Genomic DNA, 19,599 nt, shown 5'->3' with positions numbered 1-19,599 from the left:
ATGAATGAAAAAATAATCGTTGTGGGCGGTGGTTTGGCTGGTTTGATGGCAACCATCAAAGCGGCTGAAGCCGGTGCCAATGTACAACTCTTTTCGCTTGTTCCTGTGAAACGCTCTCACTCTGTATGTGCACAAGGCGGTATCAACGGTGCTGTCAATACCAAGGGTGAAGGAGACTCCCCATGGGAACATTTTGACGACACGGTTTACGGCGGAGACTTCCTGGCCAACCAGCCGCCGGTAAAAGCAATGTGTGAAGCAGCTCCGGGAATCATTTATATGATGGACCGCATGGGTGTTCCGTTTAACCGGACCCCGGAAGGATTGATCGACTTCCGCCGGTTCGGGGGAACCAAACACCACCGGACGGCTTATGCCGGAGCCACCACCGGACAACAGTTGCTTTATGCCTTGGATGAGCAAGTACGCCGGTTTGAGGTGGAAGGGAAAGTCACCAAGTTTGAGCATTGGGAATTTGTCCGGATTGTTCAGGATGATGAAGGGCGTTGCCGGGGGATTGTCGCACAAAACCTGAGAAGCAGCGAATTTGTCACCTTCCTGGCCGATGCAGTGATCTTGGCAACGGGCGGTCCGGGAATCATCTTCGGGAAATCGACCAACTCGATGATCAATACCGGAACGGCTGCCAGTGCGGTATATCAACAAGGGGCTTATTATGCCAACGGTGAATTTATTCAAATTCATCCCACGGCCATTCCGGGAGACGACAAGTTGCGTTTGATGTCGGAATCGGCAAGGGGTGAAGGCGGACGGGTCTGGACTTATAAAGACGGGAAACCATGGTACTTCCTGGAAGAATGGTATCCCGCTTACGGAAACCTGGTTCCGAGGGACATCGCGACACGTGCCATCTTTAAAGTCTGTGTCGATATGAAATTGGGCATCAACGGCGAAAACATGGTTTACTTGGATCTGTCTCACAAAGACCCGCGCGAGTTGGACATCAAACTCGGTGGAATCATTGAGATCTACGAAAAATTCGTCGGAGAAGACCCGAGAAAAGTTCCCATGAAAATTTTCCCTGCCGTTCACTACTCCATGGGCGGCTTGTGGGTTGATTATGATCAAATGACCAATATCCCCGGACTGTTTGCCGCCGGAGAGTGTGATTACCAATATCACGGAGCCAACCGCCTGGGTGCAAACTCCTTGCTTTCCAGCATCTACGGCGGAATGGTGGCCGGACCGAAAGCCATTGAATATGTGCGCGGATTGAATCACAGCATTGAAGACATGTCCGTGGATCAGTTCGAATCGCAACGCAAAGCGGAAGAAGAAAAATATGAAAGCATCCTGAAAATGGACAGCGGCAATGAAAATGCCTATCTCTTGCACAAAGAGTTGGGTGAATGGATGACGGATAATGTCACGGTTGTCCGGTACAATGACCGCCTGAAGAAAACCGACGAGAAAATTCAGGAACTGATGGAGCGTTATCAAAACATCAATATGGTGGATACCAGCAAATGGAGCAATCAGGCCGGACCGTTCACCCGCCATTTGTGGAACATGTTGCAATTGGCCCGTGTGATCACGCTGGGTGCCTACAACCGGAATGAGAGCCGCGGTGCCCATTATAAACCGGAATTCCCCGACCGGAACGACGAAGAATGGTTGAAAACCACCAAAGCGAAATTTACACCGGAAGGCCCTGTGTTTGAATATGAACCGGTTGATGTTTCTTTGATTAAGCCTCGCCCGCGTCGTTATGATGTGGATAAAGGAGGTGCGAAAAAATGAGTGAACAAAAAACAGTGCACCTCATCATAACACGCCAAGACGGACCTGATGATAAACCTTATGAAGAAGAGTTTAAAATTCCTTATCGCAAGAACATGAATATCATTTCCGCATTGATGGAAATCCAACGAAATCCCGTAAACAGCGAAGGAAAAACCGTTTCTCCGGTCCAATGGGAGTCCAACTGTCTGGAAGAAGTGTGCGGAGCTTGTTCGATGGTGATTAACGGAAAGCCGCGCCAAGCTTGTACCGCACTCATTGACAAATTGGAACAACCCATCCGGGTTCAACCGATGAAAACTTTCCCGGTGATTCGGGACTTGATTGTGGACCGCAGCCGGATGTTTAATGCATTGAAAAAAGTGAAAGCATGGATTCCGATTGACGGAACCCACGATCTCGGCCCGGGACCGCGGATGAGCGAAAATGAACAGCAATGGCGTTATGAATTGTCAAAATGCATGACCTGCGGGGTTTGTCTGGAAGCCTGCCCGAATGTCAACAGCCATTCGGATTTCATGGGACCCTTTGTGGTGGGACAAGTTCAATTATTTAACTCACATCCGACAGGGGCCATGAACAAAGAAGAACGTCTCGAAGCCCTCTTGGACAAAGGCGGCTTGCAAGAGTGCGGAAACTCACAAAACTGTGTGCAAGCTTGTCCGAAAGGCATACCGCTGACAACGGCGATTGCCAAATCAAACCGGGATGCTACAAAACATCTGTTTAAAAAGTGGTTGTCCGTTTAAACAAAAAAGAACCGCTGGAAAGATTCCAGCGGTTCTTTTTTAGAAATTATTGCCGTGAAGATGCAGAGGTGAATAATTCACCGATTGCTTTAAAGAGATCGCCCAACCATTCAAAAATGGTGTCGATGATTCCTTGAGTGGTTTCCGAATTTAAAATGTCTTTGATATCTCCACGCAAGCTTTCAAATTGCTGGCTCAATTGATCCCAGTCAATGCCCAATTTGTCGAAGTTTTGGGCGTATTGAACCAGATTGTTTATGGTTTCCTGATTCAAGTTGATATCAAAATCATTGGAAACGTTGATGATGATGTCCCGGAATTCTTCCGGAGTTTTCGGTTTTTCTTCAGAGACTTGCTTTTTCACTTCGTTGATGAATTGAACAGCTTTGTTTGGATCGCCGATTTCTTGGGAGAGCTCTTGCGTCCGGACAATTTCTTCGTTAGCCACTTGTTTTTTATTTTCATCAATTTTTTCTCCGGTTGCTGTTTCAAAAGCTTTGATAATCCCGGTCAAACCTGCGGTGCCGGATACTTCAAACGGAGCGGTGACATAAATGTCCGCATCTTTGATTCCGGCTGTAATGGCAGCGTTGGCATACATGCTGGGTGTAATGGTGGTGATTTTGTTGGTTTTCACCGAGATTCCTTCTCCGGAAGAAGTAAGTACAATTTTTGCGGAGGAGATGGCCCGGCGTCCGATGACATCCGCCCCCAAATATTTTCCAAGGTATTGATGTTCTTCTTCGTTGGTTACATCAATGATGGTGACATTATCCGCGTTTTCACTGACACCCATTTCTTTCAAAATTTGATCACGTTGGGTTCCGGTCAAATCTTTTCCCAAGGTGACCACGGTTTCTCCTTTAATGGCATCGGCGGAAGCCGATTGCGGCACGATCAAGGAGAAAGCCGTCATTGCCACAAGGGCAAGGATGCTCCACAACTTAATATTTTTCATTCGTAATGAAATCCCCCTTTTCATGAAAAGAAACATGTGACAATCCAAACGTTTCCTTCATTTCCCATTGAGGTAAAGTGGCTCAAGCTTATTGTAACTTGTTCCGTGGATTCTGTGAACAGTAAAAAGCAGGGAGTCAACCAAAATTTATCATTTATTTTGCGGAAAAATCAGAAAACTGACGCGGGATGGGAGGAAGTGTTTGCCAAAAGGACGGGCATCCTTTTTAAAACAGCAAACGCTTCCCCGTGGCAACCATCCGTTAAAAGACCGGATCTTTCAGTTCAGCCAGTTTTTCCAGAGAAGTTTTATCCACGTCTTCATGCAAACTGTTGCCATGGGCATCCATGGTGACGATGGCGGCAAAGCCTTTCACTTGAAGATGCCACATAGCTTCCGGAACGCCAAATTCCATGAAGTCGACGCCGTCCACGCTGGTGATGCAGTCGGCATAATATTGGGCTGCTCCGCCGATGGCATTGAGGTAAACCGCCCCGTGTTCTTTTAAGGCTTGCAAGGTTTTCTTGCCCATGCCGCCTTTTCCGATGATGGCGCGAATGCCGAATTTCTTGATGATATCCCCTTGATACGGTTCTTCGCGGATGCTGGTGGTGGGGCCGGCGGCTTTGACATGCCATTTGCCGTCCTGATCTTTGAGCATGACCGGACCGCAGTGGTAGATGACGCCCCCGTTTAAATCGACCGGAGCGTCGTGATCCATCAAGTGTTTGTGGATGGCGTCACGGCCGGTGTAAATAGGACCGTTGATGATGACGATGTCCCCCACTTTCAGCTGACGGACTTGCTCTTCGGTGATCGGGGTGTGAAGTTCCACGGTGCGGGTGTTTTCAGAAGAACCGGCATGGTTTTCTTCTTTCACTTGGAGATCCACTTTTTCATCGGATTGGTACAGCCAGCGGGTGATTTTTCCGGTTTTGGGATCGATGGTGACACCCTGGCGGCGGAAAGCCCAACAGTTATATGCGACCGATACATAAAAGCTGGCCGGAATCCGGTGCATGGCGCCGATTTTACAGCCCAACAAAGTCACCTCGCCGCCGAAGCCCATGGTTCCGATGGACAACGTGTTGGCTTTTTCGAGAATATATTCTTCCAATTCAGCCAGTTTTGGATTCGGGTTGGTGTCATCCAAATGACGGAACAATTGTTTTTTGGCCAACTCATAGCCGGTGGTCCGGTCGCCGCCGATTCCGACACCGATAAAGCCGGCACTGCATCCTTGCCCTTGGGCTTGGTAAACCGAATGCAAAATGCATTTGCGGATTCCGTCCAAATCGCGTCCGGCCCGTCCCAAACCTTCCAATTCACAAGGCAGACTATATTGAATATTCTTGTTTTCACAGCCGCCGCCTTTTAATATCAGGCGTACTTCCACCTCGTCTTTTTCCCATTGCTCATAGTGAATGACCGGAACGCCTTCTCCCAGGTTGTTTCCGCTGTTTTCCCCGGTGAGGGAATCCACGGAGTTCGGGCGCAAGATCCCTTTTTGCGTGGCTTCGACAATCGCTTCCCGGATGGCTTTGCTCATTTCGATCTGATTGGCGCCGACGGGAACTTTGATTTTAAAAGTCGGCATGCCGGTGTCCTGGCAAATCGGGGAAACGTTTTCTTCGGCCATTTGAATGTTGTCGCAAATGGTGGATAAAGCCAAAGCGGAACGGGTTCCCGCATTTTCCAGTTCTCTGGATTTTTTGATGGCTTTGCGCACATCTGCCGGCAGATTGGTGGATGTTTCGGTGATCAGTTGTAATATGGACTCTTTGAACGCTTGCATGTAAACCCCTTCTTCTTTCATGAATTGGTAACGCATGATCTGAATGATGAAAGCGCTGTGAGAACAAAGCGCAGAATCATAAGGCATAAGAACAGAATCTTCTATTCAATATCTATTATAACGATATTTAAAACATTTCTCAGCATGATAAAAGCGAGGGTTTTTTTCCATAAAAAATGCCGAGGGGAAGTCCCTCCGGCATTCGTAAACAGAAAATTCAGTTTGCCGGGTCCAATGCGTTTTGCGCCGATTTGACAAACCGTTCTTCTTTGTCGATCATTCCGCACACACCGCATTGGACACGGTATTTTTCGCCGCGGTACCGAATTTGAAAAGGATCGTCTTCCGGCACGGTCTCGACGATTTCACCGGTCAGCCGATCCTTTTTGACGGAATGCACCACTTGTTCAATGATATTAAAACGAGTCCGGTTTGTGCCGCAAGCCGGACATCGATATGGAAATGACATCGTTGGACACCTCCGGTGCCATTAATGTCCCCCGCATTTTTAAAAATTATTCGTCACAGTCGATCCATTCGTCCGCCCATTTTTGAATGGCGTCAATGACAGGGGTGAGTGCTTTTCCTTTTTCGGTCAAAGCATACTCGATCCGCACCGGCGTTTCCGCATAAACTCTCCGTTCCACCAATCCTTTGGCCTCAAGTTCTTTCAATCGTTCGGCAAGCATCCGCTCGCTCATCAAAGGAATTTGCTCACGAATATCCCGAAAGCGGCTTGTTTTTTCAATCAAAACACGAATGATAAGGCCTGTCCATTTTTTGGAAATAATTTCAACAGCCATTTCAAATTTCGGACAAATACAGCGGTCCATAGCTTTTCACCTCTCTTATTATCTTAGCAAATGATCAGGATGTTGGCACCTTTCTCAAGAAAATAGATTGGTCTTGCCGACCAATCTATGTGCCGCCCAAATGATAAACCGATTGAATTCTTTCTTTTTCTTTTTGGAAAGATTCGCGGATTTGCCCAAAGCTCCATCCTTTTTCTTTGAAATAAAGCAAATAATCCAGTAACAGAGGGGACCAGTTGAGGTCAAACACTTGTTGGACAAACGCATGGGCGGCGATTTCCCGCAACCGGCTCAATCGTTTGCGAATGGCGAAAGGGCCTTTCTGCTTGATGGTAACACGGGGCAATTCATCATCGGTCCGCCCGATTTTGGTTTCTTCCAAGTGATGAAACCATTCATGGTATAAATGCAGCAAGAAAAGATCTTCTTCCGTTACCGGGATGTTGAGTTCTTCGAAGAACCGCTGGATTTGATGCATGGATTTGCGGTAAATGCGGATGGTTTTGGTTTTCTTGTTATATTCGGCGCGAATGGCGGGTTTTTCCGGATGCCGGTCCAAAAAGCGCACGGTGATTCCTTGTCTTATGAGCAGATTGATCATATCCTTGAGCGATTGTTTTTGTTCCGCCCATTTGCCGGATGCAAGGATTCCTTTTTGAATGGCCTGGTCAATCAACAAAGGAACTTCGGATGGAGACAGATGGGGAAAATACTCATCTTGCTCCAGTTCCAAAACAAATAAACATTTCGGAGGCAGTGTCGGACACCGCTCATCCAAATTCATCAAGGTTTTGTCCGGATTCGCCACGCGGCTCATATTGGTTTCTCCCCGATATTTTTATTTTACAGTTACTTTTATGCGATACCGGGCTTGACTCATTCCAACCAATCAGAGATTTGTTTCTTTCGAGATTAATTGAAGGATCCAGTCTTTGATGTCGATCAAGCGCAGCGTTTTGGGCCTGGTGTTTGTGCCGCAAATAATCATCGGCACTTCCGAATCCAGATAATGCAGGGAACCGTGAGATCCGCCTTTATGTGTCGGAGAGCCTTCCCCCGTCAACTCATATCCCGGCGAAGCAGTGACTATGATCACCCGGTCCCACGTATTCATGACACCGGATAAACGGAATAACACATCAGGAAAAATGCCGTAGCGGATCCGGTTTGATTCATCCGGTTTCAGGTCCAGGACGGACAGGTCTCCCTCCAGCTTCCAGGTTTGGCCGTATTCGTCCGCATACGGGCCTTCTTTTTGAAACCGGCAACGGGCTTCCGGGACATTACCGCTGATGACGTGAATCCAATCTTTTTCTTGCCAGGCAATCAGGTCCAGTTTGGGTTCCTTTTTCAATGCCTGAACCACTTCGTTCATCTTAAGATCAGGGTCTGTTAAATAAATGTAAGCCATCCGTTCATTGACGCATAACACCAGTTGGTCTTCTTTTCGCGGCGTTTTTTGCCGGATGGGCATGATTTTGTAGTCACTGAGAAGTTTTCGCAAATCGATGTAAGCGGCTTGATGATTGGGAAGAATCGGGGTTTGTCCGCTGTCGCCCATGACAATCCAAGTGACTTGCCGGATGGCTTCTTCCCAGGAACCGAAGGCATCCAAAACCTTTTGCAGTTCTTTGTCCGCTTTTTCAATCCCCTTGATTTGCGACGGGCCTTCCCGATGAACCGCATCGTCATTGGTGGGGAAATAGGCAATGGTAAACGCCGGCAAATTGCCCTTTTTAATAAGCGAAGCCAGTTCCTTTCGCGAAAAGGAGTCATTAAACCCGAAACGTCTCCAAAGCGAATCATATTTACCAGACTTCGAGATTTTGGACATGGCACCAAATGAAAAAAGAAACGGGGCTTTGGTCTGAATGCGCTTGGGCAAAAGGGCGGTCCATCGCGCCAACAAAGGAGGAAACAACGTTCTTTGATAATTACCCCGGTAAATCAATCCGTTGATGGATGCGGTGGGCAAGTCCGTTTCTTCATGAATGGTTTTCACCTTTTGGCTGATGTATTTTTGGTTCAGATTCAAGAGGCTGTCTTGCAACACGGTTTTCAAGCCGAAAATAAACGTTTCTTTGAAACCCGTGCCAAAGTTGACGATGCGGTTTTCTTTTTTGTGAAAATAAACCAGGCCGTAAATATGATGTTCATTGGGGGTTGCTCCCGTGAGCAAGGTTGTGTCGATGCTCACGGACATGGTTGGAAAGCTGGTCACCACCTTGGGATGATATTGCCCGTTTTCCACCAAATATTTCATTGCCGGTGCTTTGCCAAAATCCAGCACTTCTTTCAATGGAATGTGCATCAAAGAATCAATGATGATCAAAACCACCGGCTTTTGCGCCGGGGAATATTTCAAGGATTGCATTTCCTGCTGTTGCTTACGACGCTCTTTGGAACCGGAAAGCCCCGATCCGACAGCCAGGATGACAATGAAAAGTGCAATGAGGATTATTCCCATGAGGATCATTCCGTGGTTTCCTTTCTCTTGGTTGTTTGCAAGTAGTTTGGCTCGGACTCGGGGCAATTATGCCCGGGTTTGACGGTGGGGAAAAAAACATTGTACCTTAAAAGAGTGAGGATTTTAACATTTCAGGCGTAAGTCAGAAAGGGGATCGCGCAAAAATGCATACGCTTTCAAAAGTGCCGGAAACGGAAATCAGGGAACGGATTGCCCGTTTTCAATCCATGCTTCAAGAGAAGGAAACAGACGGTGCTTTGATCACCCAGAACATCGATCTTTATTACTTGACCGGGACGATGCAAAACGGGGTCTTGTATGTGCCACAAAAAGGAGAACCCTGTTTTTATGTAAAAAAAAGTGTAACCCGAGCCGAATTTGAGACGGTTCTTCCTGTGCAACCTTTGGGAAGATTGCGCGAGTTGGGCGGGAAAATCGAATCGACCTTCGGACCGGTCAAAAGGTTGGGACTGGAATGGGATGTGCTTCCTTACGGCCTCGCCCAAAGATATATCGGTTTGTTTCCCGGGGCCGAACCGGTGGACATCTCCTTTGATTTAAGGCTCCAAAGAGCGGTCAAGTCCGAATATGAACTCCGGCAAATGCGCCAGGCGGCCTCCCATGTCAAAGAAATCGTGGAATCCCTTCCCCGTTTGATCCGGGAAGGCAAAACGGAGTTGGAGCTGTCGGCAGAAATTGAATACACCCTGCGGTTAAAAGGAAGCATCGGATTGTTCCGGATGCGGGGATATAACCAGGAACTTTGCCTGGGAATGGTGGCTTCCGGTTCCGCCGCGGCCACGCCCACGTATTTTGACGGGCCTGCCGGCGGATTGGGGGCGCAACTAGCCAGTCCGCAAGGGGCGAGTGCCAAACCGATCCAAGCCAATGAACCGATTCTGGTGGACATAGCCACGACGGTGGAAGGTTATCTGATTGATCAAACGCGGCTGGTGGTGATTGGGGAATTGGATGACGATTTAAAACAGGCTTACAAGGTGGCTGTTTCCATCATCAGAGAAGCCGAAGAGATGGGGAAACCCGGGGTTTCCTGGAAGTCATTGTATCTCCGTTCGCTGGAAATGGCAAAGGAAGCCGGTTTGGCGGAGCATTTCATGGGATACGGGCCCGATCAAGCCAAGTTCCTGGGGCATGGCGTCGGTCTGGAGATGGACGAGCTTCCCGTTTTGGCAAGGGGATTTGACCAGCCGCTGCAAGAAGGAATGGTGATCGCCATTGAACCGAAGTTTACCTTCCCGGGACGCGGGGTCGTCGGCATTGAAAACACATACCTGGTGACTAAAAACGGATTGGAATCGTTGACCACCGCTCCGGAAGAAATCATCCACATTCCGGAATAAAATTTTTTCTCTCCCGTTTTTCATCCCTTCCTTCCGAAGTTTCCGGAACCGTTACAGGGGATGTTGAATATGATGATGGAGAAAAGTGACGCAGCGCTTCGAAAATAACAGGATACGCGCCTAAATAGCGGATAAAAACTCACCATTAGCGGAGCCCCGACATAATATAACTTGACTGGTCCCTGACCCTTGTAAATCAAGTGCTCGAGCAAGGAAGGGTGGCATCATTTGAGTAACCGAAGAGGCAACTCCTTGTTGACCAACCGGGAGAGGGAAGTGTTTGAGCTTTTGGTGCAAGACAAGACAACCAAAGAAATCGCCCAACAACTGTTTATCAGCGAAAAAACCGTTCGTAACCATATCAGCAATGTGATGCAGAAGTTAAATGTAAAAGGGCGTTCCCAAGCTGTCGTCGAGTTGGTCCGGTTGGGCGAATTGAAAATTTAATTGGATGATCCCTGCCTGCATGCACGTGGCAGGGGTTTTTGTATGGGAAAATGTTTGTGGAAAAGGGGGACAATCTTTGAAGAGCAAAGAGTGCAGCTCTTTTCACGCTAAGTGTTTTATACTCTTTTGGAAAACGGATTTTGCTGGGGAAGTATGAGAACTAACAATAAAAAAGCGGCTTGCCATTACTTGTATAGTTTGCGAGTATAAATGTTAATGACCCTGTATTAATTACTTTTTCTTTTTCAACAACTAAGAACAACATAATGAAGAGGGTGAAGATGTGATCCCGGATTACCAAACATTGATGTTACCTGTTCTAAAATATCTGTCCGACGGAAAAGAGCATACAAAGAAAGACCTTCGGGAAGCGCTGGCAACGGAGTTTAAAATAACTGCCAAAGAAAGAAAACAACTGCTGTCCAGTGGAAGACAACCCGTTTTTGATAATAGAGTCAGTTGGGCATGTACATACCTTAAAAAAGCGAAATTAATTGAAAGCCCTAAACGTGGAGTCATAAAAATTACTCCTGCCGGACGAAAGGTCTTAAAGAGCAATCCAAGTGAAGTCAACAATCAATTTTTATTGCAGTTTGAAGAGTTCAGGGAATTTTTCACAAAAAGAAAAGCAGATCCGGCGGTTGATAAAACACAGACTAAAGAGCTTGTTAAACCCCCGAGAGAAACATTAAGTGAGAGTTATGAACTGATTAGAAAAGCATTGGCTGAAGAGCTGTTAGAACAAGTTATGAAATGTTCCCCGGATTTTTTTGAAGGTCTTGTTGTTAAGTTGTTGGTTGCGATGGGATATGGAGGATCTCTGGCAGAAGCGGGTCAAAGAGTCGGAGGAACAGGTGATGAGGGAATTGATGGTATTATTAAAGAAGATAAACTTGGATTGAGCCAGATCTATATTCAAGCCAAAAGATGGGAAAAACCGGTTGGTAGCCCGGAAATTCAACAGTTTGCCGGGGCCTTGGCGGCTAAAAACGCCGAAAAAGGAGTCTTTATCACTACCTCCAGATTTACTGCCAGCGCGATCAATTTTGCAGAAAAGGTTCCGAAAAACATTGTTTTAATTGACGGGGATGATCTGGCTGAACTGATGATCGACTATAATATAGGGGTATCTGAAGAGGAGCGCTATATTGTTAAACGAATTGACAGCGATTTTTTTGAACAATGATTTAAGAAAAAAACAGGTGGGCCGACTCAAAGGTGTGTGCAAATGACACACCTTTTTTATTTGATATTGACGTGAGAATCACAATACATTAAGGATAAACCGAAATTTAGTAATGTAATACTAAATTTGTTGTTGCAAATATCATGTGAATGGGTATATACTATTCTCAGGTGGAGGGGAACGGTGGAAAAAGGAGGCACAAAACATGGCAACGCTTTTTCATTTCCAAGAACTGCTCAGACAGAGAAATATCATTGACTGCGATCGAATCACTGTTGAGTTATTGCGCATCCACCTGACCCAAAAAGCATATGAACAAAAATACAACCACTTGCAGAATGTAGATGAAGCGTCTCTGTATGAATTGATGAAAGAAACAACCGAAAAACGGCTCGGTTATTTTCCGGGAGACCCGAGCTGGTTTTATGAGCTTTTTCAGGTCGGTAAAGAGATCGACTTCTTTCAGGCTCTAAAGGAAATATTCCAAAAAGACCGGTCTGGAGTAATGGTCAGCCCTGCCTATCTGGTGGATTATTTTTCGCGATCTTTGATGGCCGGGCATATTGAGACGGTATTGATTGCGGAAGCACATAAACATCTGAATGGTTTGACAGAGCTGATCGAAACCAACCTGGACAAAAACTTTGTCCTGACCGCTGAAAAAAAGTGGTTGGCAGAAGTGTTAAAGTTTCTTTTTGCCCACTGCAACCATGTGGAAGTGCTTCAGGTTTCCATCTACAGCCTCTTACCATTGGATCAAGAATTTGACCTGATTATCGCCATACCCGCATTTGGCTTTAAACCGGAAGTAAACACGGAACGGTTTATGACACGGGAATCAGAAGGGATTGCTACTGAAAACTTACTTGACTGGCTGAATGAATTCGGGGAGTTGCAAATCGTTGTCCCCGCGAGATTTACGTTTTCGGGCGGTTCCTTTGCGAAGTTGAGATCCTGGATTCTCCAACACTTCAATATAAAATCAATTTTTACATTGCCTGAAGGAACCCTGCGGCCCTATACGGGGATGAAAACATACCTGATCACGATCTCCCATCAACCAGTGGATTCCATCCAGCTGGGAAGCCTTGAGCTGAAAAAAGGCCAATTTCTTCCCCGTGTTCAAAAGGAAATTGATCAGGAAGAGCTTGAGGAACGGGAAGACTGGCGAATCGAACTTTTACTGGCGGATGACCAGGAAGATCTCCTTGGGGGACTGGCCGGGCCCAACCGGGAAGTGGTCAAGTTAAAAGAGATCGCCGAACTTTTTCGCGGAAAGTCGATTATGAAAAGCCATATCCAACCCGGGGAAATATCGGTTCTCAATATCTCCAATATCGAAGATGGGGAGATTATTTGGGAAGGGATGGACACGATCGATGAAGAGTACCGGAAAGTAAGGCGTTACGAATTGGAACCCGGAGATTTGGTCATGACCTGCCGGGGGACGGTCAACAAAGTGGCGGTCGTTCGGGAATTGCCCAAAAAAGTGATCGCTTCTGCGAATATTATCGTAGTCCGGTTTTCGAAAGAAGTGATGAGCGAATATGTAAAAATCTTTTTGGAAAGCCCGGTTGGCACCCAATTGGTGAAAACGTTCCAACGCGGAACCACCGTGATGAATATTAACCCGGCGGATCTGGGTGAGATGGAGATTCCGCTGCCGGATATAGAAGAACAACGGAAGATTGTCGAAGAGTACCGGAAAGAACATCAACTCTATCTCGAAACCGTCCGCAAAGCCAAAGAGCGGTGGGAGAAAAAGAGACAGCAGATTTACGATCAATTATTGGACTGAGGAGGCCTTAAGTGATGGCAGTATCCAACAACAACAGCGCCGAATTGGGATTTGAACAACGCCTGTGGAACATGGCGGACAAATTGAGAAACAACATGGACGCAGCCGAATACAAACACGTGGTGTTGGGCTTGCTGTTCCTGAAGTACATATCCGATGCGTTTGAGGAAGAATACGAACGCTTATCCAAAGATGAATGGGCAGACCCCGAAGATCCCGATGAATACCTTGCAAACAATATCTTCTGGGTTCCTCAAGAAGCCCGCTGGTCTCATATCAAAGCCAACGCCAAAAAACCGGAGATCGGGCAAATCATCGACAATGCGATGTTGGCCATCGAACGGGACAACAAGTCGTTAAAAGGTGTGCTTCCCAAAGATTACGCCCGCCCGGAATTAGACAAAACCAAATTGGGCGAGATTGTCGACTTATTCTCGTTCAAAGTGGGGGACAAAGACAGCCAGGCCCACGATGTGCTGGGACGGGTATACGAGTACTTCCTCAATAACTTTGCCAGTGCCGAAGGAAAAAACGGTGGGCAATTCTACACCCCGCGTACCGTCGTTAAATTGCTGGTTGAAATGATTCAGCCATTTAAGGGCCGGATTTACGACCCTTGCTGCGGATCGGGCGGAATGTTCGTCCAAAGCCAGGAGTTTATCAAAGCCCATCAAGGTAAGATTGGGGATGTGGCTGTCTACGGACAAGAATCCAACCCGACCACCTGGCGCCTCTGCAAAATGAACCTGGCTATTCGAGGGATCGACAATAACCTGGGCGAACACCATGCGGATACCTTCCACAATGACCTGCATAAAAACCTGAAAGCGGACTACATCCTGGCCAATCCGCCGTTTAACGTCAGCGACTGGGGCGGCGAGCGCTTAACCGAAGACCTCCGCTGGAAATACGGGGTTCCGCCAGCCGGAAACGCCAACTACGCCTGGATTCAGCACATCGTCTCCAAACTGGCTCCCAGCGGAACAGCTGCCTTTATCCTGGCGAACGGTTCCATGTCCACCAACACCAGCAGTGAAGCAACCATCCGAAAAAATTTGATTGAGAATGACTTGGTTGAAGCCATCGTCACCCTTCCGGGGCAGCTCTTTTACTCTACCCAAATTCCCGTCTGCGTCTGGGTGATGACCAAAAACAAAGCGGCCAGAAACCACCGCAACCGCAAAGGGGAAATCCTCTTTATCGACGCCCGCAAACTGGGCCATATGGTTGACCGTGTCCGCAGGGAATTAAGTGATGAAGATATCCAAAAGATCGCCCGAACCTTCCATGCATGGCGGGGGCAAAAAGAAGCGGGAGAGTATGAAGATATCAAGGGATTCTGTAAATCGGCGACTTTGGAGGAAGTAAGGGAGCATGAGTATATTCTCACTCCGGGTCGTTATGTTGGTATTGAAGAGACGGAAGAAGACGGGGAAGCGTTTGAGGATAAGATGGTTCGCTTGACGAGTGAGTTGGCGGATCAGTTTGCGAAGTCTCGGGAGTTGGAAGAGGAGATTAGAAAGAATCTACGGGGGATTGGGTATGAGTTTTGAAAAGGATGTGATTAAAACAAAGTTAGGAGACTTAATTGAAATTAAGCACGGATTTGCTTTTAAAGGAAAATATTTTTCCGAAGAAGAAACCGAACTAATTCTTTTAACTCCTGGTAATTTTAAAATAGGTGGGGGCTTTTCAGGAGATAAATATAAATTTTACCAAAATATAAATAATTTCCCTGAAGAGTATATTTTAGATCCTGGTGATCTTCTAATTACTATGACTGATCTAAGTAAAAATGGAGATACATTAGGCTATCCTGCTATAGTACCTCAAATTCCCTCAAAAAAATTGCTTCATAATCAGAGACTTGGAAAAGTCTCAGTCAAAGATAAAAGATTGGATAAGGATTTTCTTTACTATCTACTGTGCTCTAATAAATATCGACATCATATTTTAGCTACTGCTACTGGTTCAACAGTCAAACATACTTCTCCTAAAAGAATTTTAGACTTTGAATTTTATCTACCATCTTTGGAAAAGCAAAGAAAAATTGCTTCAATTTTGTCATCACTTGATAGAAAAATCGAACTCAACAACCAAATCAACAAAAATCTTGAAGAAATGGCACAAGCGATCTTTAAATCCTGGTTTGTTGACTTTGAGCCGTTTCAGGATGGAGAGTTTGCTGAAAGTGAGTTAGGGTTGATTCCTAAGGGGTGGAGTATAAACACTATTCAAGAACTATCGAAAGAGGATGGGATAATTTGTGGGAAAACACCTTCAACAAAAATAAAGGAAAACTATGGAGACTATATGCCGTTTATAACAATTCCAGATATGCATGGAAAAGTGTTTGTATCACGCACTGAAAGAATGTTATCTAAAAAAGGTGTTGAATCACAGCCTAAAAAAACTTTGCCTCCTAACTCTATAAACGTAAGTTGTATAGCTACTCCAGGGTTAGTGACAATAACTTCAGAACCAAGTCAAACCAATCAGCAAATTAATAGTGTCATTTGCAAAGATAATATTAGTTATCTCTTTATGTACTTGTCTTTGAGTAATCTTTCCGATCATATTAGAAATTTGGGAAGCGGTGGGAGTACAACTTTGAATCTCAATAAAACGGAGTTCTCAAAAATTAAGTTAATCGTTCCGGATCAGCAGGTAATGGATAATTTTCATTCATTAGTTGAACCGATTTTTAATTCTATACTAAAAAATCAGAAAGAAATTGAGTTATTACAAGATCTCCGCGACACCCTCCTGCCCAAACTCATGTCCGGTGAAATCCGCGTACCTTTAGAAAACGAAGGGAGACAACAAGATGAGCAGCTTCAACGAGTATGAGCTTGAACAAGCTTCCCTGGAGTGGTTTCAAGAGTTAGCCTACGATGTGAGCTACGGCCCTGAGATTTCCCCTGAAGGTGATTACCCGGAACGCAACGAGTACAGTGATGTCATTTTGGAAGAGAGATTGCGGGATGCCCTGTCCCGCATCAACTCTCACCTTCCGGAGTCTGCGATTGAAGAAGCCGTTCGCAAGATTTTGATTCCGCAAAGTCCCAATCTTCTGATGAACAACCAGGCGTTTCATCAAATGATCACGGACGGAATTGATGTCCAGGTTCAGCGGGAAGACGGCAGCTTTAAGACGGAAAAAGTCTGGCCCATCGACTTTAAAGATCCCCACAATAACGACTGGCTGGTCGTCAACCAGTTTACCGTCATTGAAAACGGAGTGGAGAAACGCCCGGATCTGGTGGTTTTCGTCAACGGAATGCCGCTGGTGGTGATCGAATTAAAAAGTGCTTCCAATGAAGAGACCGACATTACCAAAGCATACAATCAGATCCAGACTTACAAAAAGAAGATTCCATCCCTGTTTATTTACAATGCCTTCTCTGTCATCAGTGACGGGGTGAACGCCCGGGCGGGTTCCCTGACCGCCAACGAAGACCGGTATATGATGTGGCGGACGATTGACGGGGAGGATATCGCCCCGGACGCCATTCCGCAACTGGAAGTTTTGATCAAGGGAATGTTCGAAAAAGAACGTTTCCTGGATATTTTAAGGCATTTCATCTTTTTTCAAACGGATGGGGAAAATGTTTACAAGATTTTAGCCGGATATCATCAGTATCACGCGACGGTGAAGGCGATTGAGAGCACGATCCGGGCAACCAAGGAACAATCGGACCGCAAAATCGGGGTGATCTGGCATACTCAGGGTTCCGGGAAAAGTTTGTCCATGGTCTTTTATGCCGGAAAACTGGTCTCTGAACTGGACAATCCGACGATAGTGGTGATCACTGACCGCAATGACCTCGACGATCAGCTTTTCTCCACGTTCAGCAAGTCCAAGCAGTTGTTGCGCCAAACTCCGAAACAGGCCCATTCCCGCAAAGAACTGCGCGAGCTGCTCAATGTGGAGTCCGGGGGCATCATTTTTACCACGATCCACAAGTTTGCCCCGGAGGAAAAAGGAGATCAGATGCCGGTGCTGACCGACCGCCGCAATGTGGTGGTGATTGCCGATGAGGCGCACCGGAGCCAGTACGGGTTCAGCGCGGAAGTGGTGAAAGGAAAAGACGAGGCCAAGGTCAAGTTCGGTTTCGCCAAATATATGCGGGACGCCTTGCCCAACGCTTCGTACATCGGATTTACCGGCACTCCTGTTGAGTTGGCGGATAAAAACACGCCGGCTGTGTTTGGGGACTACATTGACATTTATGATATGACCCGCGCGGTGGAAGACGGAACGACCGTAAAGATCTACTACGAAAGCCGGATTGCCAAACTCTCCCTGCCGGAGGAAGAGAAACCGAAGATCGATGAGGAGTATGAAGAGATCACCGAACATCAGGAACTGGATGAGAAAGAGAAGCTCAAATCCAAATGGGCCCGGTTGGAAGCTTTAGTCGGGGCGGAAAAGCGGCTGAAGCAAATCGCCAAAGACATCGTGGAGCACTTCGAAACCAGGCAGAAAGCCATGTTCGGTAAAGCCATGATTGTAACCATGTCCAGAAGAATTGCCGTTGACCTCTATAACGAGATCGTTGCGTTAAGACCCAAGTGGCACAGTGACGACCTGGATAAAGGTGTCATCAAGGTGGTGATGACCGGAAATTCGAGCGATGAGGCAAAAATGCATCCTCATCACACCACAAAACAGCAGCGCGAACTTCTCGCCAACCGGATGAAGGATATCCATGATGAGCTCAAGATTGTCATTGTCCGCGATATGTGGCTCACCGGTTTTGACGTTCCCTGCATGCACACGATGTACATTGATAAACCCATGAAAGGACATAACCTGATGCAAGCCATCGCCCGTGTCAACCGTGTGTTTAAAGATAAACCGGGCGGATTGGTGGTCGACTATATCGGGATCGCTGACTCTTTGAAAAAGGCTCTGCAACAGTATACCGAAAATGACCGCAAAACGGCGGGTGTGGATACCGAACTGGCAGTTGACCTCATGCATGAGAAGTATGACCTGATCCAGGATTTGCTTCACGGTCATGATTACAGCAAGTTTAAAAGCGGAAGCCCATCCGAGCGGATGCAAACCATCGTTGCCACCGTTGATTATGTATTAGGGCTCGGTGAAGAAAAGAAAAAACACTTTCTGCAACTGGTTACCGAGCTGGCAAAAGCTTATGCTTTGTGCTCAACCACTCCCGAAGCGGAAAAATTGAACTTGGAAATCGGGTTCTTTAAATCGGTGAAAGCCGGGATTATCAAGATGATTCCAGCTTCGGGCAAGAAAAAAACGGCTTCCCAGTTGGATGCCGAGATCAACCAATTGGTATCCAAGTCCATTATCTCTGAAGGCGTGGTGGACATTTTGGGCGCCGTTGGCCTCAATAAACCCAACATCGCCATCTTGTCCGATGAGTTTTTGGCCGAGGTGAAAGGATTAAAACAGAAAAACCTTGCCGTAGAGCTGCTCAAACGCTTGTTAAACGGAAAAGTAAAAACCATCGCTAAACGGAATCTGATTCAATCGAAAAAGTTCTCTGAGATGCTGGAAGAATCAATTATCAAGTATCAAAATCGGACGATTGAATCGACTCAGGTCATCATGGAATTGATTGAGCTGGCAAAAGAGATGAATAAAGCCCACAAGCGGGGCGAGGAAACGGGGTTATCCGATGATGAAGTGGCCTTTTATGATGCTTTGGCCAATAACGAATCGGCAAAAGAAGTCCTGGGAGATGAAGTGTTAAAGCAGATCGCGCGCGATCTGACCGATTCGATTAAAAGAAATCTAACGGTGGACTGGAATCTGCGGGAAAGCGTCAGAGCCAAAATGAGGGTAACAGTCAAAAAATTGTTGAGAAAATACGGTTATCCGCCAGACAAAGAGAAAAGTGCGGTTGAAATTGTGATGAAACAGGCGGAATTAAGCTGTCAGAATGAGGCAGAAGAACTAGACGAAGAACTGGAGTAATTCTTGTAAAGCAATGAAAAGTGAAAGGGGGGATGCCCGAAAGCAGGCTTAAAGGAATGTTTGCGGTTGGAAGTGCCAGTTCCAACTGCAAATCGAAACCGGATCTGCTGAACCTGCGCCAACAGGATCAGCAGAGTCATAGATGCAGTTTTCCACCGCCAAATGGAAGACTGCACAGATGGAGATCACTCCATAGGTTTTACGCGCAAAGAGATTCGTTTGTGCAACCCCTTCAACCTATGCTTCCTTAAATTAGCCTTTCTCTTATTGTAACGAACTCTTTGCGCTCCCTTCAAGTCAAGTCCAACA

General features: G+C 46.5%; 15 protein-coding genes. 9 read left to right on the top strand and 6 right to left on the bottom strand.

Annotated elements, in window-relative coordinates; genetic code table 11:
- Nucleotides 1-1,761 (top strand): succinate dehydrogenase flavoprotein subunit, encoded by a 1,761-nt coding sequence (sdhA, locus tag I8U23_RS09570; protein ID WP_198050989.1) that lies wholly within the window; start codon nucleotides 1-3, stop codon nucleotides 1,759-1,761.
- Entirely contained in the window at nucleotides 1,758-2,510 is a 753-nt protein-coding gene (gene sdhB / locus I8U23_RS09565; protein WP_198050988.1) for a succinate dehydrogenase iron-sulfur subunit, read from the top strand. The genes sdhA and sdhB overlap by 4 nt, the downstream gene beginning before the upstream one ends.
- Nucleotides 2,511-2,556: 46 nt before the next feature.
- Here sdhB and I8U23_RS09560 read toward each other — a convergent pair whose 3' ends face one another.
- The 6 genes from I8U23_RS09560 to I8U23_RS09535 form a co-directional block, all read right to left on the bottom strand.
- The gene (locus tag I8U23_RS09560; protein ID WP_198050987.1) at nucleotides 2,557-3,468 is read right to left on the bottom strand and encodes a DUF1002 domain-containing protein; all 912 of its coding nucleotides are present in this window, start codon (nucleotides 3,466-3,468) and stop codon (nucleotides 2,557-2,559) included.
- 262 nt (nucleotides 3,469-3,730) lie between these two features.
- Nucleotides 3,731-5,263, bottom strand: a complete 1,533-nt coding sequence (locus tag I8U23_RS09555) for a fumarate hydratase (protein ID WP_198051069.1) — start codon at nucleotides 5,261-5,263, stop codon at nucleotides 3,731-3,733.
- A 217-nt stretch (nucleotides 5,264-5,480) separates the two neighbouring features.
- Nucleotides 5,481-5,732: a DNA alkylation repair protein gene (locus tag I8U23_RS09550; RefSeq protein WP_198050986.1), complete on the bottom strand. Its 252-nt coding sequence runs from the start codon at nucleotides 5,730-5,732 to the stop codon at nucleotides 5,481-5,483.
- Nucleotides 5,733-5,778: 46 nt separating this feature from the next.
- Nucleotides 5,779-6,096 (bottom strand): winged helix-turn-helix transcriptional regulator, encoded by a 318-nt coding sequence (locus I8U23_RS09545; protein WP_037993325.1) that lies wholly within the window; start codon nucleotides 6,094-6,096, stop codon nucleotides 5,779-5,781.
- An 85-nt stretch (nucleotides 6,097-6,181) separates the two neighbouring features.
- Nucleotides 6,182-6,892, bottom strand: a complete 711-nt coding sequence (locus tag I8U23_RS09540; RefSeq protein WP_037993323.1) for a hypothetical protein — start codon at nucleotides 6,890-6,892, stop codon at nucleotides 6,182-6,184.
- Nucleotides 6,893-6,964: 72 nt separating this feature from the next.
- Nucleotides 6,965-8,542, bottom strand: a complete 1,578-nt coding sequence (locus I8U23_RS09535; protein WP_198050985.1) for an alkaline phosphatase family protein — start codon at nucleotides 8,540-8,542, stop codon at nucleotides 6,965-6,967.
- A gap of 164 nt (nucleotides 8,543-8,706) precedes the next feature.
- On the opposite strand from I8U23_RS09535, the gene I8U23_RS09530 reads away from it, so the two are divergent.
- The 7 genes from I8U23_RS09530 (at nucleotide 8,707) to I8U23_RS09500 (ending at nucleotide 19,290) form a co-directional block, all read left to right on the top strand.
- Nucleotides 8,707-9,903 carry a M24 family metallopeptidase gene (locus I8U23_RS09530; protein ID WP_198050984.1) on the top strand — a complete coding sequence of 399 codons (1,197 nt, stop codon included), beginning with the start codon at nucleotides 8,707-8,709 and terminating at the stop codon, nucleotides 9,901-9,903.
- A gap of 228 nt (nucleotides 9,904-10,131) precedes the next feature.
- Entirely contained in the window at nucleotides 10,132-10,350 is a 219-nt protein-coding gene (locus I8U23_RS09525) for a helix-turn-helix domain-containing protein (protein ID WP_037993760.1), read from the top strand.
- Between the two features lie 283 nt (nucleotides 10,351-10,633).
- Nucleotides 10,634-11,536: a restriction endonuclease gene (locus I8U23_RS09520; protein WP_370526937.1), complete on the top strand. Its 903-nt coding sequence runs from the start codon at nucleotides 10,634-10,636 to the stop codon at nucleotides 11,534-11,536.
- Between the two features lie 205 nt (nucleotides 11,537-11,741).
- On the top strand, nucleotides 11,742-13,334 hold the full coding sequence (locus I8U23_RS13435) for a restriction endonuclease subunit S (protein ID WP_232335512.1): 1,593 nt from the start codon (nucleotides 11,742-11,744) through the stop codon (nucleotides 13,332-13,334).
- A 14-nt stretch (nucleotides 13,335-13,348) separates the two neighbouring features.
- The gene (locus I8U23_RS09510) at nucleotides 13,349-14,887 is read left to right on the top strand and encodes a class I SAM-dependent DNA methyltransferase (RefSeq protein WP_198050983.1); all 1,539 of its coding nucleotides are present in this window, start codon (nucleotides 13,349-13,351) and stop codon (nucleotides 14,885-14,887) included.
- A complete protein-coding gene (locus I8U23_RS09505) occupies nucleotides 14,877-16,184 on the top strand; it encodes a restriction endonuclease subunit S (RefSeq protein ID WP_198050982.1) in 1,308 nt (435 codons plus the stop codon). Before I8U23_RS09510 ends, I8U23_RS09505 begins: the two co-directional genes overlap by 11 nt.
- The gene (locus tag I8U23_RS09500; RefSeq protein WP_198050981.1) at nucleotides 16,162-19,290 is read left to right on the top strand and encodes a type I restriction endonuclease subunit R; all 3,129 of its coding nucleotides are present in this window, start codon (nucleotides 16,162-16,164) and stop codon (nucleotides 19,288-19,290) included. Before I8U23_RS09505 ends, I8U23_RS09500 begins: the two co-directional genes overlap by 23 nt.
- Nucleotides 19,291-19,599 lie beyond the last annotated feature (309 nt).

Origin of the sequence: Thermoactinomyces sp. CICC 10735, from assembly GCF_016055175.1 — a bacterium.
Lineage (GTDB): Bacteria > Bacillota > Bacilli > Thermoactinomycetales > Thermoactinomycetaceae > Thermoactinomyces > Thermoactinomyces vulgaris.
The sequence above is the reverse complement of the archived record's forward strand: the minus strand, read 5'-3'. Positions and strand labels throughout refer to the sequence as shown.

Coding starts and splice junctions, on each gene's coding strand:
- sdhA (WP_198050989.1), top strand. CDS start 1: ATGAATGAAAAAATAATCGTTGTGGGCGGTGGTTTGGCTGGTTTGATG.
- sdhB (WP_198050988.1), top strand. CDS start 1,758: ATGAGTGAACAAAAAACAGTGCACCTCATCATAACACGCCAAGACGGA.
- I8U23_RS09560 (WP_198050987.1), bottom strand. CDS start 3,468: ATGAAAAATATTAAGTTGTGGAGCATCCTTGCCCTTGTGGCAATGACG.
- I8U23_RS09555 (WP_198051069.1), bottom strand. CDS start 5,263: ATGCAAGCGTTCAAAGAGTCCATATTACAACTGATCACCGAAACATCC.
- I8U23_RS09550 (WP_198050986.1), bottom strand. CDS start 5,732: ATGTCATTTCCATATCGATGTCCGGCTTGCGGCACAAACCGGACTCGT.
- I8U23_RS09545 (WP_037993325.1), bottom strand. CDS start 6,096: ATGGACCGCTGTATTTGTCCGAAATTTGAAATGGCTGTTGAAATTATT.
- I8U23_RS09540 (WP_037993323.1), bottom strand. CDS start 6,892: ATGAGCCGCGTGGCGAATCCGGACAAAACCTTGATGAATTTGGATGAG.
- I8U23_RS09535 (WP_198050985.1), bottom strand. CDS start 8,542: ATGGGAATAATCCTCATTGCACTTTTCATTGTCATCCTGGCTGTCGGA.
- I8U23_RS09530 (WP_198050984.1), top strand. CDS start 8,707: ATGCATACGCTTTCAAAAGTGCCGGAAACGGAAATCAGGGAACGGATT.
- I8U23_RS13435 (WP_232335512.1), top strand. CDS start 11,742: ATGGCAACGCTTTTTCATTTCCAAGAACTGCTCAGACAGAGAAATATC.
- I8U23_RS09510 (WP_198050983.1), top strand. CDS start 13,349: ATGGCAGTATCCAACAACAACAGCGCCGAATTGGGATTTGAACAACGC.
- I8U23_RS09505 (WP_198050982.1), top strand. CDS start 14,877: ATGAGTTTTGAAAAGGATGTGATTAAAACAAAGTTAGGAGACTTAATT.
- I8U23_RS09500 (WP_198050981.1), top strand. CDS start 16,162: ATGAGCAGCTTCAACGAGTATGAGCTTGAACAAGCTTCCCTGGAGTGG.